18 protein-coding genes are annotated in these 15,164 nt (G+C 39.2%); 10 read left to right on the top strand and 8 right to left on the bottom strand.

Translation table 11 applies throughout. The features are described from left to right. Window positions 1-307: 307 nt before the first annotated feature. A complete protein-coding gene (locus tag BLS59_RS26785) occupies window positions 308-1,285 on the bottom strand; it encodes an STING domain-containing protein (RefSeq protein WP_091155374.1) in 978 nt (325 codons plus the stop codon). Further along, window positions 1,282-2,349, bottom strand: a complete 1,068-nt coding sequence (locus tag BLS59_RS26780) for a nucleotidyltransferase-like protein (RefSeq protein WP_162842783.1) — start codon at window positions 2,347-2,349, stop codon at window positions 1,282-1,284. Before BLS59_RS26780 ends, BLS59_RS26785 begins: the two co-directional genes overlap by 4 nt. A 742-nt stretch (window positions 2,350-3,091) precedes the next feature. Between BLS59_RS26780 and BLS59_RS26775 the strand changes: the two genes are divergently transcribed. Then, the gene (locus BLS59_RS26775; RefSeq protein WP_091155371.1) at window positions 3,092-3,955 is read left to right on the top strand and encodes a hypothetical protein; all 864 of its coding nucleotides are present in this window, start codon (window positions 3,092-3,094) and stop codon (window positions 3,953-3,955) included. A 37-nt stretch (window positions 3,956-3,992) separates the two neighbouring features. Here BLS59_RS26775 and BLS59_RS26770 read toward each other — a convergent pair whose 3' ends face one another. Genes BLS59_RS26770 through BLS59_RS26755 form a run of 4 tightly spaced genes read right to left on the bottom strand, consistent with a single transcriptional unit; the run spans window position 3,993 to window position 6,392 of the window. Next, entirely contained in the window at window positions 3,993-4,664 is a 672-nt protein-coding gene (locus BLS59_RS26770; RefSeq protein ID WP_091155367.1) for a YecA family protein, read from the bottom strand. Continuing rightward, window positions 4,648-5,667 (bottom strand): adenylate/guanylate cyclase domain-containing protein, encoded by a 1,020-nt coding sequence (locus BLS59_RS26765; protein ID WP_091155363.1) that lies wholly within the window; start codon window positions 5,665-5,667, stop codon window positions 4,648-4,650. The genes BLS59_RS26770 and BLS59_RS26765 overlap by 17 nt, the downstream gene beginning before the upstream one ends. Before the next feature lie 4 nt (window positions 5,668-5,671). After that, the gene (locus BLS59_RS26760; protein ID WP_091155360.1) at window positions 5,672-6,163 is read right to left on the bottom strand and encodes a Pycsar system effector family protein; all 492 of its coding nucleotides are present in this window, start codon (window positions 6,161-6,163) and stop codon (window positions 5,672-5,674) included. A 1-nt stretch (window position 6,164) separates the two neighbouring features. After that, the gene (locus BLS59_RS26755; RefSeq protein WP_091155357.1) at window positions 6,165-6,392 is read right to left on the bottom strand and encodes a DUF2188 domain-containing protein; all 228 of its coding nucleotides are present in this window, start codon (window positions 6,390-6,392) and stop codon (window positions 6,165-6,167) included. A 117-nt stretch (window positions 6,393-6,509) separates the two neighbouring features. Between BLS59_RS26755 and BLS59_RS26750 the strand changes: the two genes are divergently transcribed. The 8 genes from BLS59_RS26750 (at window position 6,510) to BLS59_RS26710 (ending at window position 12,296) form a co-directional block, all read left to right on the top strand. Next, window positions 6,510-7,115, top strand: coding sequence for a hypothetical protein (locus tag BLS59_RS26750; RefSeq protein WP_091155353.1), 606 nt, complete (start codon window positions 6,510-6,512; stop codon window positions 7,113-7,115). Continuing rightward, entirely contained in the window at window positions 7,112-7,507 is a 396-nt protein-coding gene (locus BLS59_RS26745) for a hypothetical protein (protein ID WP_091155349.1), read from the top strand. The genes BLS59_RS26750 and BLS59_RS26745 overlap by 4 nt, the downstream gene beginning before the upstream one ends. Continuing rightward, window positions 7,507-8,280, top strand: coding sequence for an ImmA/IrrE family metallo-endopeptidase (locus BLS59_RS26740; RefSeq protein WP_091155346.1), 774 nt, complete (start codon window positions 7,507-7,509; stop codon window positions 8,278-8,280). The genes BLS59_RS26745 and BLS59_RS26740 overlap by 1 nt, the downstream gene beginning before the upstream one ends. Before the next feature lie 718 nt (window positions 8,281-8,998). Beyond that, window positions 8,999-9,751: a hypothetical protein gene (locus BLS59_RS26735; RefSeq protein ID WP_091155342.1), complete on the top strand. Its 753-nt coding sequence runs from the start codon at window positions 8,999-9,001 to the stop codon at window positions 9,749-9,751. A 150-nt stretch (window positions 9,752-9,901) separates the two neighbouring features. Continuing rightward, window positions 9,902-10,165 carry a helix-turn-helix domain-containing protein gene (locus BLS59_RS26730; RefSeq protein ID WP_091155752.1) on the top strand — a complete coding sequence of 88 codons (264 nt, stop codon included), beginning with the start codon at window positions 9,902-9,904 and terminating at the stop codon, window positions 10,163-10,165. After that, window positions 10,162-10,482 carry a hypothetical protein gene (locus BLS59_RS26725; protein WP_091155338.1) on the top strand — a complete coding sequence of 107 codons (321 nt, stop codon included), beginning with the start codon at window positions 10,162-10,164 and terminating at the stop codon, window positions 10,480-10,482. The genes BLS59_RS26730 and BLS59_RS26725 overlap by 4 nt, the downstream gene beginning before the upstream one ends. 333 nt (window positions 10,483-10,815) lie before the next feature. Beyond that, window positions 10,816-11,370, top strand: a complete 555-nt coding sequence (locus tag BLS59_RS26715) for a BfmA/BtgA family mobilization protein (RefSeq protein WP_091155331.1) — start codon at window positions 10,816-10,818, stop codon at window positions 11,368-11,370. Window positions 11,371-11,393: 23 nt separating this feature from the next. Beyond that, a complete protein-coding gene (locus tag BLS59_RS26710; protein WP_091155326.1) occupies window positions 11,394-12,296 on the top strand; it encodes a DUF5712 family protein in 903 nt (300 codons plus the stop codon). A gap of 10 nt (window positions 12,297-12,306) precedes the next feature. Here BLS59_RS26710 and BLS59_RS26705 read toward each other — a convergent pair whose 3' ends face one another. Together BLS59_RS26705 and BLS59_RS26700 are read right to left on the bottom strand one after the other, a co-directional pair. Next, window positions 12,307-12,666, bottom strand: a complete 360-nt coding sequence (locus BLS59_RS26705) for an RNA recognition motif domain-containing protein (protein WP_091155323.1) — start codon at window positions 12,664-12,666, stop codon at window positions 12,307-12,309. A 55-nt stretch (window positions 12,667-12,721) separates the two neighbouring features. Next, window positions 12,722-13,120, bottom strand: a complete 399-nt coding sequence (locus BLS59_RS26700) for a helix-turn-helix domain-containing protein (RefSeq protein WP_091155319.1) — start codon at window positions 13,118-13,120, stop codon at window positions 12,722-12,724. A gap of 181 nt (window positions 13,121-13,301) precedes the next feature. Between BLS59_RS26700 and BLS59_RS26695 the strand changes: the two genes are divergently transcribed. Further along, complete coding sequence (locus tag BLS59_RS26695; protein WP_091155316.1) at window positions 13,302-14,804, top strand: HEPN domain-containing protein; 1,503 nt, start codon at window positions 13,302-13,304, stop codon at window positions 14,802-14,804. Window positions 14,805-15,164 lie beyond the last annotated feature (360 nt).

Raw genomic sequence — 15,164 nt, 5'->3', positions numbered from 1 at the left:
TTGCCGATTTGTATTTTCGGCGATATCAATAGACGGATACGAACAGCATTTCGTACAATACTTAAATCCTCGAAAAAAAAATGAATTTATTCTTTTAATATGAGGTAAAATTGTGTGCCTATGTTTATCTATAAAATTACTTTACTTGTTATCATTAATTTGAGAAGCCAGCCGAATTTTAAAAGGTATTACTAAACGAGAACTAACTTAACGATTAATGTAACACTATATAAAGCATACATCATTAATCCGTAGTACTCACTCTAGGAATCAATACTACGGATAGTTAAAAGCGAGTTTTAAGGTGTTAATTTATGAGTTTTGCTTCGGTTTCTACTTCTACAAACCCATTTGTTGCAACATTGCGTTCAATCAAAAATTTTAGCACCTGTGTGAAATTTTGAAGTTCACGCTTTTCAAGATAGGCCATATCAATATTAAAGCCGACCAAGCCTGTTGGTAAATACAATTTAAGGCATTCTACGATAGTACTCAACGTACCAGGTATGTCTGATATATGAATATCGATTGGGTTAGCCATATCTTGATCAGGCGGGTCAACCTTAAAATGAAACGGATAACCTCTTTTACTGGTTGCGTGAGCCGCTACGAACGTAGATGCGCCTTTCAATTCATGCTTTTTATTGTACAGCATGGTGAAATTACCCACACCGGAATCATCTAAGGTCGCGGGTATAACGATGTTTATTTTAAAGCTTTTGACCTTGACTTCTTTCTCCTCAATAGTAATGCTGTTATTGGAGTGAATTTCTTCGCAAACTCTTTTAATAAAACTGTTATAATATCCAATGGCTAGCGCAGTGGAAGGTAACAGACCCAACTCACTAAGATTAGATATCTTGATGATTTGCGTTTTTATACTCTCGACTATTTTATCCAATGAGTTATATTCACCCGGTTTACGGGAGAATTTGGCTACAGTTACACCATCTAAATCAGAAGGCAGATCGGCGTCTTCCTCCGCAACCAAAAAGCACCTGTCGGGGCTGGCCGCACCTAAAAACAAGCCAAATTCAAAGATCACATTATCCCTCGGGGTTGTTAACGTCGCTGTTCTTTGTTTGGTAATGTCATCTTTAGTTGCTAGTAGGATGGCAAAATCTGACAGGCGGGTTTGTTTGATTAATGCACCCAAGGTACTTTCATTATGACCAAAAGCATTTGTCCACGGTGTACAATCAGCGGCATCACCTATTAAGGCAATGATCTCATTTAGCGTGGTAATCTGTTCTGCTGAAGAGCCTATAAATAATCTTTTTTTCATAATAAAACACGGTTAGATTTTAAGTCTGCAACAATCGATTCAATCTCAATTACTAAATTTTTAAGGCTCTCCATTTTGTGCGGCTGGTTCCTGAAAATATATTCCCTGCCGTCAACAGATACCAAGTTATCAGCTGCGGTTTGGTTAGTTGCCAAAGTCTTTAATTGAGTGTATAAAACAGGGACCAATTGATGAAATATCAAATTTTGATATTTCGCCTGATCAATATCATAACATATAGCGTTAAAATCAAAGCTGCTTAATTCGATAGCTAATGTCGATTTACCCTTTAAATTTTTGAGGAAACGGATCATTTTTTTTAAGCGGCCACTGGTTATAGTGCTCTTATTATTGATCCTTTCTATACTGATAAATGGATAATCAGCCTTACCCTGGATATGGTAATCTTTGTTATAAATTTGTATACCACGGTTATCACCTTTGCCATTTATAACTGATGTGATATCGTCATACCAATTTGCGATTACGATATCTACATCTCTTCTTAGCCCGCTATTTGTAATTTTAATTGACTTTGGCTTGGTTAGATCGTGTATGATGTATTTATTCTTTAAAATATATTCACTATCCAATCGTAATTTTCGCAAATCATCCAAAGAATTACCGTTATAACTACTTACCGCATTTTCTACCTGCAAACGAAAAATCTGATTAGATGAGTAGTGAATTTGACGAGACGATTCATTTAAGATACCCTTAACATTATGGACATCGACGCTATAAAATTTATCAGAAATAACCAACAAATCAATATCACTGTAACCTTTCACATGAGTGTTTGTCATGATAGAGCCCTGGTAGCGATAGCTTGCATTAGTAATACCTCCATTGGTTAAATGCGTTTTTACATTTTCGCCGGCATCTTTGCTCCGTTGGGTATAAGCTGGCTCAACACCATTCATAGCATACCTGACATATTCTAATACATCACTGTAACTAATACTGGCGAGTTCTTCTCTGATCGATTTTTCAATGATGAGATTTTCGGGATCCAGCCTGTTCCGAACATTATTAATTAAATCACGGTAATTATTTTGTGCCATGACAAGCCTCCTTCCTAAATAAAAGATGCATCATAGACACTGACGTTCCAACATGCTCCGTGTTAAAATTGTTCCTCCTTTTTTGGTTAGAGTTCCATTCTTGTCTTGTAAAACTTTTTTTCATAATTTAAAAGTTTGGTTAAAAAATGCCCTTACCCATTTATATAAATGAGTTCAGATTATTTTCTGATTGCTGGTAGGAACAGAACCCGTTACTAATAGAAGAGTAATTTCAGCGGGTTATTGAGACGGTTGATTAAAAAAATTGCTAAAACGAAACTTTTTTTACCTTTACGGCGTAATAACACTATGCGATGCTTTAGAGAACCCTCTTTAGCCTAGAAAAAAGAGAGCCCATTTGGATTCCTACATCCAAGGGGCTTTCGTTTTTAAAACCATTTTTCTTCTGCAAAGGCCTTGCCAAAAACTTTAGTATTTTTAGACTGATTTTCACTTTGGTTTAAATATCTATCAAATAATAAGGAAACATTCAATAACTTATTTTATATTTTTTTTCACATTATAAATAACTTGCCATTATGTCAGTGCAGTCTCATATTGCAACTTTAAATGCACTAAGCAAAGATAATGGTGGCAGTATTTGTCATGCTGCCATTGTGTTATTACTTATAACATATATACTTCTATATTAAATATATGTGCGCTTTGTAAGAATACCAGGTTTGTTTTGAGTTTGTGTACTTGGAGTAAATTACGTTAAATTGCTGCCAAAAGAAAAATCATGCAAGGCGAAGAGTTATTAAAAATATCTTACAAAGGGAAAGATTATACGTTAAAAGAACTGGTTGAAGATAATAATCAATTTAGCAAGTTGATTTTAATACCTGATCGGCTAAATAAGCATTATTCATCTCTTTTGGTGAGTTCGTCAATGGATTTTGGTTACATAATAGCGTTAGATAAATTTAAACATCTTTATAGCCTATTGGCTACTGCAAGATTTGCACTAACCCAAGCCCATCAAAAGCTACATAAGAGCCCGGTTACCTGGAGTTCAGGTTATTTGGGACAGCTGTGGATAAGAAGTCAGTTTTTAAAAAATTCAGTCCTGTGGTACAATAGCTGTGATGATTATTTCTTGCAAATTATTTGGTTTGCATTTGATTTTACGGACCCCAATAAATTAACTACGCAAGCAAAATATAAAAGGGTGTTGAAAGATTGTCGTTGGGAAAGTTTATTAAAAGCACTGGAACCAAAAAAATATGAAAATGAAGTTATCAACTTACTTAACGAGATCGATAAATTTCATAATGATGACACTGTGAAACAAGTTAAAAGTATAGCAAACTCATTGAAACATCACGCCGATATTTATATTCAGGATTTGGAAACACAACCAGACTATTTAATAACTTCTTATCAAGGCTTTACAAGTGCAGCTACCGCGAATAAAGGACTAGATATCGATGAATCGGCCATATTGTTACAAGACATGCATAAAAAGGTTGTCGAATTTGCCAGCTTCTTACATGTATATATTGATTTTGATAAGGCATTTGAGCCAGATGAAGCAGGTGTTATCAATTTAGCACAACGAAAGGATAAGGCAACGTATAAGAAGTTTTATATTAATGAGTACTAATGCCAAAGGCTCAAGAATATACTACCTACCCTAAGTTTTAAAGTGGCTCAGCGGAAAGGTGTTTTTCAATATTTTCAATATCCTTTTTAATTTTAACCGGGCCAAATGACTTGATAGTTTCAATGCCGGTTTCATGGCAGCTTTTTACTTTCAGACCACTCCCGCAAGGACATCTATCATTCCTGCTCAATCCTTGTTTATTGAGGACTTTTTTTAGGATTTGAATTGCTGCCTCAGCGGATGGAATATTTAATTCCTCAACGTAATACTGTATTACTCCGGCAGTATGGTGTGCGTATTCAGCACCGGCATATTGTTTACTTTCCAGTTTATGTATTTGGTTAGCAAAAAAGGTATACACTTTTTCAGCGATAAAATCGCCTACGTTTATACCTGATTTTGACATAGCGATTAAAGAGTTGTCAGTGTCCAGGCAACATATTCCCTCAGGAGATATATGCCAATCAATATCGCGCGGAACAATATCACTACGTTCTGCAACTATAGGTACACAATATGGATAGCCACGGGGAACCAGCATAGCGATCTGAAAAGTGTTCCAATAAACACCAGCCGTATCGCAAATATCCAGTTCACCCGTAATCACCCACATTTTAATTTTAGCATCCCAACCATATTTTAACTTGGGGAAGCGTTCTTTAGCGGTAATAAAATCGCGTTCGAATACTGAGTTAGCTTTCAAAACCATAATATGGCTTGCTTACAGCTGCAATCGGTGCGAGATTAGCTATGTTTCGGTTAGGGATAACCACTGCCTTTTGTTTCAATTGAAGCTGGCCGGATAAATCCGTTGCGATAAAATCCTGTCTTTTTAAGAAATTCAACCAGTTAAAATCATACTGCGTATAGTTGAAACGTTCTTCCGGAATTTGAAAAATGTAACGGTCGTTCTCGCGTTGAGTGCGATGGCAAACCGGTGTATAAAATTCCGTTAAAGCTGGACTTTCATTTTTAACATGATCGCCCACAACGATACCATTGCTAACAGCGTATGATTGCATTTTACTGGCCAGGCTGGTATGTAAACTGCAAGTGGTGACCTCACTGATTTCACCTATGCCTGCCATGCCCCAAATCACGTCTGTATCGTAACCGAGATCGATACCTATCCTGGTATAAATATTCTCTATTCCTTGTTCTATGAAAATGTTCTTCAGATCCTCTTTAACAAAATAGGTGAACACACTGGAAAACTGCAAAGCTCGTTTTACCGCTAAATCAGGTTTCATGTTTTTACCACCGAAATATACAAACAAGCCGTCACCCTGTAGACGATGAACGTAGCCCCCGAAAATTAAACAGGTGTGAATTGCTGCGCGTTGGATAGTATTAGTAATAATCCAAACCGTGCGTGGTGTATACTTTTTAAACAGATTGGTAGAGCCCTTTATATCCACGAACATTGAAACGATGTAATGGTCTTCAAGGCTTTCTGAATGTTTAAGATGAGAGAAATCTGGATGTAAGCCTAAACCCTGTTCAAAATTTGGTGTTAACCCGAGCTCGCGCGCGAAATCAGCAAGGTTTGGTAATAAACGTTTCTCAGGGACCTGTTGATTAAAAACTTTAAAGTCCAGCCCTTTTTGAAGGCTTCTTTCAGAAAAAGACAAGGTTTCATAAAGCTTACCTGATTTGGGGTCCGCGGCGATGGCAGCACGGATCGGTTTTACGTAGTCGTCGAATATATGCATAGTATTATTTTATGTTACAAAGGATAATAAGAAACAGTGGTATAAACAGGTAAAACTGTACGGTAAACAATATGCCAGCCGTTTTCAGTTTTTTAAACTTGCCTCTCAAACCAGTGGCGAGTTGATGAACTTGATTTCTCAGATCCTTCAGTTCATCTTCGTCAGTACATGGGGTAGCTGATTTTGTGCAAAAACCGGAACTGTCCATATGGGCAATTGCGCCAAAAAAGTGCAAAGAGTCAGTATCGGTGCTTAGAAATGGCGTAGCCGCCATAATTACCGTGATCATCGTAGCGACTCCCAGCCCAATGAGCACTATCATTAACGCATGTGTCCAAAACCCACAATTGATCAACGGCCCGACAGCGAAATACCCTGCAATAAGCCCCCCAACAATGAATGTGCTTAAGCCAAGAAAAACCGAACTTTTATTATTCACACTATCATAATAGTGATCAAAGCGGTCTATACAATATTTTAATCTTTCCTTTTCCATTTTAGCCTTTAATGTTTTGGGGATCACCGCCATAAGAATTTTTCTCGCGGAACTGTCCATGTTTATTTTGAATGGTTAATTCTGATTGGTTTTTAATCGCTTGTTGTCTTCCTGCATTAATAGCCTCCTTTTGTGTGTCAAATGTTTTAGTTACACGTTGGTTGCCCGCCGTTTTGGTCGCCCAATCATTGCCGTGCTTCACGACAAATACATTTTTGTTATCTTTCATACCGCTATATTTATAATGTCCTATACTATGATATGCTCCACAGAATTTATTTTTCGCCACGTGGCAAAAAAATAATTTTAAAGAGCATACCTTTATAAGGACCAAAAAACCTATTACATGATCGATGCTCAAACGCTGGATAGATTAGCGGCAATAGATGAAAAGTCCTGGGGACTCATTTATAAGCAACTCGTACTCTATGCAGATTTTAAACTAAATAAAGCCGGATTTCAGATCCGCACTGAAAAGGACAGCGTAGATGCGGAGCATTTTGCTACACTGGCGATTGAAAAGGTACTCGATGGTACCCGCGCCTGGGATTATGAACGTTTCCCTGATATAACCATTCATTTAACAGGCGTTGTAAAAAGTCTGATATCAAGTCATTTCAAGTCATCCACCCGTTCCATTGTTAAAGCAGGAGGCAGTTCGGATGAAACCACCGTTATCGCCGGCGATGATGCAAATGATGATGAACTTTTAAGTGATGATGTCCGTACTATAGAAGGGGCTGATGAAATACTGATTGCTCAGGAAACCTGGCAGGAAATAGAATCAGCCTTTGGAGATAACAAAGATGACCATGCTATTTTTTGTGAATGGCTGGATAACAGCCCTCCCCGAACTATAGCTGAAGTTTGGGATATCCCGGTTTCGGAAGTTAACAATGCCATAAAAAGAGGCATTAGAATTGTTAAAACATTATATAAAAAGCAATCATGAAAAACACTAAGATAGACATCGACAAGCTGAACCGGGAGTTATTCCTGATAACGCATCGCGAGCCTGAATTATTGGATGAAATGTTGCGTAACAGTGGATTTGACCCCGAAAAACTGGAAAAAAATGGTGTTGCTAAAATAAAGGCCTTACTCTTTAAACAGAAAGTAGCGCTAAATAAACAGACACAGGAGAGCCTATATACCATAGCCCTTACGATATTTGAAAGCGCAAAAGAATCAACTAAAGAAGGAATTTTAAATTTATTAAGGTTGCGGGCACCACAATTACAGTTCAATAATCTGGAGAAGATGGATGAGCAGGATCTTAAGGAAATACTTGATGAATCAGACCTGCTTGATCTCATGAATAAAATTGAACGGAAAGAACTTTAATGAAAATAGCCCCTGCCTTTGTTGCCAAAAAACTAGTAAACCAACTCGGCATTACCGATATGGCTCCCATCGATATTAAAGAACTGATTATTTACCATAATGGGATGGTTAAAGAGTCAGATCTCAAAAATTGTGATGGTCGGCTGGTCATGAAACAAGGACGCTCTATCGTAACCATTGATTCGAAAATTGAATTTGAACAAAGAAAGCGCTACGTATTAGCCCATGAACTTGGCCATATCTTGTTACATGCTGATAAAGAAGCATCCTTTACAGATGATGATACTACATTAGAGGGGTATAAAAAAGGACCACAAGAAAAAGAAGCTAACGACTTTGCCGCTGAATTATTGATGCCAAGAGAATTGTTTGAAGCTAACTGCGAAAAAAAGAAATTTTCTCCGGAGCTGATCAGTGAACTTGCTCAAAAATTTAATACCAGCCTTACCTCAACTGTGTATCGCTTTGTAGATTTAGGGAATCATCCTATCGCTACTTTTTATAGCAAAAACAAGAATGTGCAATATTGGAAGAAATCTGCCGATTTATATTATAAAATCCCAGACATAAATAAACTGAATGTACCCTCAGATTCAGTAGCTAATGAATTTTACGTATTCAATCGCATTTATCCGAAGAAAGATGCCATTCAGGAAATAACCAAATCGACATGGTTCGAACTTGGTAAATATGATCGGGATACTCCGATGTATGAATTTTGCATTGTAACTCCGCTATACAATTCTGTACTTAGTGTTATTTGGGAACAATAATACCCTAATATTGAGGATGATTTTTTTACGAAATTATTTCAAGCTTATATAATAACTAAGGAATTTATAAACGATTTATTAGAGAAAATAGACATAATATCAGCGGTAATAGAATTTACGGAGATGGGAAGTTGTAAAGGCTTAAGCGTTTGTGCCCAATAAATAAAGAAAATACCTCATTTACGGTCATGTCAAACGGTGCATCTAGAAATGTTTGGATTTAAAAGGAGGCGCGAATGCAATTGTCTTTGTTCGTAAAGTGAAAAAATGAGTTTTCCTAAGGCACTTAACTGACCATACTGACATTGTGGTGCCATCTAAATCCGATTAATTATTGATAATACTACTTTGTTGTTCCGTTGAATCTCAATACAGCAACAGTGCATATCTATTTTAAATAATAGCATTGTATTTAAGTAACGCTCTAAATAATTCATGCTAGCGAAGTCACGCGATTTTTTTTTCGGTTTCAGCAAAAAAGAAGCTTGTGTCGTAGAGTATCAGTAAATTCCACGATATAATACGCCATAATAAAAGACAAACGTCAATTAAGAGGTTATATAGGATTAAAACGGATAAATTGGCTTTTTTCGGCCCGTTACTAGAACGTTTTACGTTTTATAATTTAGTATAGGGTTTTTGATAGGCACTATTTAAATCTCCACAATTCGTAAAAAAACCACGAAGCTGTAGTTATGTTATTCTTTAAATTAATATAATGTCTAATAAAAGTATATTCTTCAAATTCCGAAATCGCTTCGATTTTTCCCCTCACGTGTATGATATTGGCAGGCCGTTGTTTAGTAACAGGAAGCTTGAGGATAATTTCTTTTTACTGAAGATCTATGAGATAGATGAAAGTGATTATGGTTTGTTCTATGATTTCCAGTTAGGTTTTTATTTAAAAACTAACGGTAAAGAAGAAGTATTCTTTAACCATGTTTGCGATATCGTACTCAGCCGGATTCGGCACTTCAAACGACAAGATCCTTTCACTTCCAAATATGCGTCTGGTTTGGAACAAGCGCGAAAGCTCGAAGCATTTTTAGCGTTCCTAAAATCCGTTGACCGCTGGCACAAGGTTGAACCATTGGAATCGGTCATCGGTGAAAAGGATAAACTGATCGATCAGTTAAAGGGGCGTGTTGCAGAACTGGAAGCGCAACTGAAACAAGCCAGAGAATTTGATGCGAATGAAAAGATCGTGATCACCAATGGTTATATCGCAGCGTTCATGGATCTGATAGAACAGCTGCAGGGCTTAAGCCTGGGCGATAAGAAACTGGCAACTTCGCAAGGGCAAAGCCCCTGGTATAAAATGATAGCCAAATACTTTATGCATGGCGATAAACCTATCTCCATTGATACGGCTCGTAATTACTTTCCAGCCCGGAAGAATGATAAGCCATCCAAGTACCTGAATATATCCGAAGAAGACAAGCTATTCAAAATCGTCCCCAAAAACAAATAGTAGAACCCTTTCCCCATTCGTGACCAAACGCCTTCAATGGTCATTCATTTTTATCCTTTTGCCATGACATTTGCTTCCAGATCGTTCAGGCGGCTTTGTTCTATGCCGCTTTTGAACGGGTTAAATGTCTAACTAAACAAGGAGGGAATGATGAACCTGGAAGTGATCACAAAAGAAGATCTAAGGGAATTTAAGAATGAAATGCTCAGTGAAATTGCGCGACTGATGCGGCCCGGACAAGGGCAATCCAAACAATGGCTTAAAAGCGCTGAAGTGAGAAAATTATTGAAAATCTCACCGGGTACGTTGCAGAACCTGCGCATCAATGGAACGCTTCGGTTTACGCGGATAGGCAGTCTTTTGTACTACAAACAGGAAGACATTAACAAGCTACTGGAAGGAGGCCGGCAATGAAGTCTTCTATCTCAGCGCAGGAACTGGCCGGTTACGGTAAGCTGCTCAAACGTATGCGGGGTGATGTTAGGCTGAATGCCACGCATGTCAGTCTGTTTACGGCTTTGTTTGTACACTGGCAAAGGAATGGCTTCGCCAGTCCCTTTGCGGTGACAAGGCGCGAGTTGATGGCATTCAGTAAGATAGCATCGATTGCGACCTATCACAAATGCATCCGGGAACTGGATGCATTTGGTTATATCCGTTACCAGCCGTCTTATCATCCAAAACTTGGCAGTCAGGTTTACTGGCCTGCCGGATGGGAGGCGGCGGGATGAAAAGTAACGCTATAGCGGTATATCCGGATAGCTGCGTAGATACGCAGCTATGTAATCAAGTACCTAAACAACAAGTCAGGCCGCTTAGCGTCCTTCCGCGAAAGCGGGGGGAGCAAGCGGAAGTCGGGCGCACCCGACTTTTTCCGCTTGCCCTGCGGGGCAAAGCAGATTTGCGTATACCTGCGGTATACTTTCCCCCCGCTGTTAGCTGCATTAAAGGATTATAGTATACTGAGGGGTATACCGAGGATTAGATAATGGTATCAATTATATAATAGCAGATCAAGGTATATAATGATAGACCAGGCTATATAATGAAAGGTGAATTGAATAATGACAAAAGATGAAAATGTAAAAACGATAAGGTTCCCGGTAAAAACGGACCTGAAGCTAATGGCTATCGCAAACAAATGCGGGCTGACGAAACTGGGCTTTTTTATTTATATGGTGGACTATTTCTACAAGAGCAAGAAAGATCCCAGGGACTTGAATGATGAGCTATTGAAAAATGCGATCAATAAAAAGACAGATAACATTATTGCTTTTATCCGGACGCAGGAGCAGGAGTTATTGATCCCGTTAAAGAAAGAATCCGAGCGAATGATCGCCGGGCAACTGCAGATTGTGGATTTTTTTAATAAACAGATTATCAAACATAACGATGAGCAGAAAGCGGCAAATGCAACCCAAGCCACGAGCGTCAGCAACATAGCAGAATATTTAAGGAAGCTCGACGTCGCCCAATACGACAAGAAGCGTTTGAAAACGATGTTTTCTTCAATACTGGAATTTTACATTAACTCAAGGGAGCAGATGGGTATGATGACCAAGCAGGTGGAGAAAGATGCCCTTATTCAAAATGTCAGGCAGCAGGTGAATAATCTTTAATGATAACCATACACACAATTAGCATGCATGTGAACATCACTAAAAGTGAAACGGGTAATAACAAAGGGAGCAGCAGCCAACTGGTGGCTTACCTGGAAAAAGAGAACCGAATTACAGAGGCGCAACATAATAATTTGATGGAGGAATATTGGTTCAACCATACTGGCGATAGCATCCAGCCGTATGAAGTCAGGCAAAGTATTGATAACAATGTAGCCAAGCTTTCCAAAGACGACGCGAAGTTCTTCCTGGTCAATATAAGCCCTAGCAGTAAAGAACTGCTTTTTTTGAAAGGACGTTTCGGAGAAGAAAAAACAAAAGTATACCTAAAGGCTTATGCGAACGCGGTCATGGACGCTTATGCAAAGAACTTTAAGCGCAATGGTGTGAACGGTAACCGGAACCTGGTTTATTTCGGAAAACTGGAACATAACCGGTATTACACTTATAAAGACTTGGAAGTTAGAAAGGGGCTGGCTAAGAAAGGCGATGTCAAACCGGGCGAGCAGATGCATGTACAGGTGATCGTTAGCCGGAAGGATGCGAGCAATAGTGTTAAATTAAGTCCACTTAACAACTCCAAAGGAACCAACGCGGCACACAGCCAAAAGGTTGGGCAGTTTGACCGGGTGGCCTTCAAACAGGCAACGGAAAGCTTGTTTGATCAGATGTTTGGTTATGAGCGGGAGATCAAAGAATCATTCAATTATGCCAATGCACTTAAAAATGGTTCCTATGAACAGAAGCAGGATGTTAAAGAGCAGCTAAAAATTGAACTGTCGCAAAACTTTGAAAAGAATCATAGCCATAGCAAGGGATTGCTGGAAGTATTGTTAGACGGAGGCGGGAATTATATTGCGCCGGTGCCGGATGATTTGAAGCGGAAAAGAAAGAAAAGGAAAGGTTACGATAGGGGGATATCGTAGTTAGCACTAATCAGACAACTCTTCTTGGCCTTTTCTTTCGTACTTCCGCAATTGGAATATCCACTTTTTGGGAATCAAATGTCCGGACGTAATTCCTGGTGACAGATAAAGGCTGGGCTATTATATCGGGTTCTTCGTTTATATTAACCGTTAAAGTCTTGCCATCCAGCATGGTGCCATTTAATGCTTCTGCAGCATTTTCTGCACCGGAACGGTCTGCCATTTCAATGAAAGCGTAACCTTTGCATATTTTGGTTTTCTTATCCCGTACAATTTTAATGGTGCTGATATCGCCATGCGGACCAAAAAGCTGTGCGAGTTCTATTTCTTCTATATCAAGCGGGAAACCGCCTACAAATAACTTAACCATATTAAAAAAAGATCTTAAAAGATCATTAAAAAAGCCCCTTTAACGGGGCTTAGCATTATTTTGATTTCTTGAGAAGTTCTACTTTTTCCCGCTCACTGGCTAACAACTGCTCGTAAAGCTTTTTGTTTTCTTCAAACACTTCAACAAGTTTATCTATCGGATTGAATGTACATTGATATTGAACCGAACTTGAATTGTCGTGGTAATTATTGCCAATAATATTAAAAACAGCCTCTTCGCTAAAGTTCTTGATACCTTCGGAGGTAACCCCTAAGACATTAGCGATCTTTTCAAGCATATCTTCTTCGATCTCTTCACTTTGCTCTAAGCGTGAAACGGTTTGCTGGCTGATGCCTAACTCGACAGCAAACGTTTCCTGTTTAATGCCCCTTAGTTCACGTATACGATTGATCTTCCTACCGATATGTTTTGTATTTGGTCTGGCTGTTTCCATAGTGTCAAATATAATTATTTGTCTGGGACAAGGATAATAAAATGCAAGGTAGCATAATTATTCCGTGAGTAAAATACTCACGCGTATGGGTATTTTACTCATGGTTTGGGTTCGGTACCGGTAACATACACACTTCCTTTGTTCTGCCGGTTAATGGGAACCGGTATAAATCAATAGTGTTATGCATATAGGCAGGTTTGCGCCCTGGGATTGCTTCCCGAGGTTGTTAAGGTTTAGTGAGGTACAGAACCCGTTAAAGGTGCTGTCAAGATTTTTTGGTGACCGGATGAATACACATCGGGATGAACTTAAGATGTGGCTTGATTTTGCCTTATCCCACAAGCAGTATAAGAATAAGAGGAATGGCTCGGGCCACCTGTTGTTTATCTATGAACAGAATATCCGGTTGCTGGAAGCTTGCTACCTGCTATTTGTAGGTTACCGCGAAGAGCCTTGGGAAAAGAAAGCGATAGCGGATGAGGTTTTAGAGAAGGGTAAAGAGCAGTGGGCGTTTTATCCTAATGAACTGCCGGAAAAGTATCAGCATAGCCCATACCTGCTATTAAAGAAAATCTTTGAAAAGATCAGCTTGCCTGAGTATCGTGATTATCTGACGGAATGGACGCACACAGCTTTATATACATTTCCTATTGATGAAACCTTAATGCCGGGCGAAGTAATCAATGTGTATGATAATATGCTGAACCTATATGCTGCTGCATGGCTTATACACCAGATAGAAAGCGGCAAACCCTTTCTTAAAAGAGGGTTTTGGACAGATGTTGTGACGGATGTTTCCGCGGATAAGGAAGAGCAAGATGGTGATGAAAGAAAAAAGGATGTACGGTTAGTACCGGATGTGGTCTTAGGCACAAATGGTACTAACCTGCATCCTTTTTGTCCTCAGCTTACGCCTGCAGAAAAGCTGGGGTTGGATCATCTTGCAGAAAGTCTGGTAAAATTTATACCAAGTATCCGTTCGATCACTTACCTGGGTTCTCATCCCAAGCCATTTACTTTTTACCTGCTCATACTGGTTGATGAGGACGAAAAAACGCCGGAACACAGTATTGTCAATAAGATCGAGGACAATTTTAAGACACTGACAAATATATACGCCATTGTACATAAAGTGGGAAGCGCCATCAACGGGTTAAAAAGCAAGGGGAAATTCTGGAGCCTGGCTTTTAGCAAGGGTCTCCATATTTATCGCTCGGAAGATTTGAACCTGCCCGAGCCGCAGGAGATCCGCATCGAGCAGGATATGGCCATACGATTGGCCAGCTGGAATAAATATGGTATCATGAGCAAAGAGTTCTTTCATGGTGCAGAACGCTACATGCAGGATGGAAACGCGCGATTGGCGCTATTCCTTTTACACCAGGCAACAGAACATGCTTTGATTGGTTTATTGCAGGTCATGTTTGGCTACCGGCAGTCGGTGCATAACCTGTTCAAGCTGATCAAACTGACGCTGCTTTTTACAGATGAGTTCAGGGATATCTTTGAAATGGAAACAAAAGAAGGGTTAAAGATTTTCACGCTGATCAATGACGGTTACTCGAAAGCGCGATACGATGAGAACTTTTCGATAGAAGAAGATATGGTCAACACGGCATTGGAAAGAGTCGGTTTACTCATGGCTAAAGCTAAACTCGTTTTCAAAGGCGAAAAAGCGAAATGATAAAGAAATAAATAAAGAAGCTCCCAGGACCACCAGCAAGGTTAGGGGTTCAGGTTTGGTATTATTACCTTGCCTGGCCCCTTTCTTTTTGTTAGAAGGTCAGCACCTGCGGCAGGTAGCCTCCATTCCACCACGCGCTTCGCTCCGGGTTCCATTCCACTGCCAGCCTCGGCGCAATAGGCTGATGTTCGCTGCGCTCACAACAGCCGGCTTTTAAATATCCATTGCACTACTGTTACAAAATTAGCACCGCAGCAAAATCGTCAAGCATATATGTTAAAGCGTTGTTCAATAATTTAGCAACAAAAACATAGGCTTATGCAAACTCCACAATTATTTATCGGCATTGATGTCCATAAG

Source organism: Mucilaginibacter pineti, from assembly GCF_900101875.1.
Lineage (GTDB): Bacteria > Bacteroidota > Bacteroidia > Sphingobacteriales > Sphingobacteriaceae > Mucilaginibacter > Mucilaginibacter pineti.
This window is presented reverse-complemented; position numbering and strand designations above follow the sequence as displayed.

Bases quoted from the DNA above. Each gene is read 5' to 3' on its own strand.
- BLS59_RS26785 (WP_091155374.1), bottom strand. From the start codon at position 1,285: ATGAAAAAAAGATTATTTATAGGCTCTTCAGCAGAACAGATTACCACG.
- BLS59_RS26780 (WP_162842783.1), bottom strand. From the start codon at position 2,349: ATGGCACAAAATAATTACCGTGATTTAATTAATAATGTTCGGAACAGG.
- BLS59_RS26775 (WP_091155371.1), top strand. From the start codon at position 3,092: ATGCAAGGCGAAGAGTTATTAAAAATATCTTACAAAGGGAAAGATTAT.
- BLS59_RS26770 (WP_091155367.1), bottom strand. From the start codon at position 4,664: ATGGTTTTGAAAGCTAACTCAGTATTCGAACGCGATTTTATTACCGCT.
- BLS59_RS26765 (WP_091155363.1), bottom strand. From the start codon at position 5,667: ATGCATATATTCGACGACTACGTAAAACCGATCCGTGCTGCCATCGCC.
- BLS59_RS26760 (WP_091155360.1), bottom strand. From the start codon at position 6,163: ATGGAAAAGGAAAGATTAAAATATTGTATAGACCGCTTTGATCACTAT.
- BLS59_RS26755 (WP_091155357.1), bottom strand. From the start codon at position 6,392: ATGAAAGATAACAAAAATGTATTTGTCGTGAAGCACGGCAATGATTGG.
- BLS59_RS26750 (WP_091155353.1), top strand. From the start codon at position 6,510: ATGATCGATGCTCAAACGCTGGATAGATTAGCGGCAATAGATGAAAAG.
- BLS59_RS26745 (WP_091155349.1), top strand. From the start codon at position 7,112: ATGAAAAACACTAAGATAGACATCGACAAGCTGAACCGGGAGTTATTC.
- BLS59_RS26740 (WP_091155346.1), top strand. From the start codon at position 7,507: ATGAAAATAGCCCCTGCCTTTGTTGCCAAAAAACTAGTAAACCAACTC.
- BLS59_RS26735 (WP_091155342.1), top strand. From the start codon at position 8,999: ATGTCTAATAAAAGTATATTCTTCAAATTCCGAAATCGCTTCGATTTT.
- BLS59_RS26730 (WP_091155752.1), top strand. From the start codon at position 9,902: ATGAACCTGGAAGTGATCACAAAAGAAGATCTAAGGGAATTTAAGAAT.
- BLS59_RS26725 (WP_091155338.1), top strand. From the start codon at position 10,162: ATGAAGTCTTCTATCTCAGCGCAGGAACTGGCCGGTTACGGTAAGCTG.
- BLS59_RS26715 (WP_091155331.1), top strand. From the start codon at position 10,816: ATGACAAAAGATGAAAATGTAAAAACGATAAGGTTCCCGGTAAAAACG.
- BLS59_RS26710 (WP_091155326.1), top strand. From the start codon at position 11,394: ATGCATGTGAACATCACTAAAAGTGAAACGGGTAATAACAAAGGGAGC.
- BLS59_RS26705 (WP_091155323.1), bottom strand. From the start codon at position 12,666: ATGGTTAAGTTATTTGTAGGCGGTTTCCCGCTTGATATAGAAGAAATA.
- BLS59_RS26700 (WP_091155319.1), bottom strand. From the start codon at position 13,120: ATGGAAACAGCCAGACCAAATACAAAACATATCGGTAGGAAGATCAAT.
- BLS59_RS26695 (WP_091155316.1), top strand. From the start codon at position 13,302: ATGCATATAGGCAGGTTTGCGCCCTGGGATTGCTTCCCGAGGTTGTTA.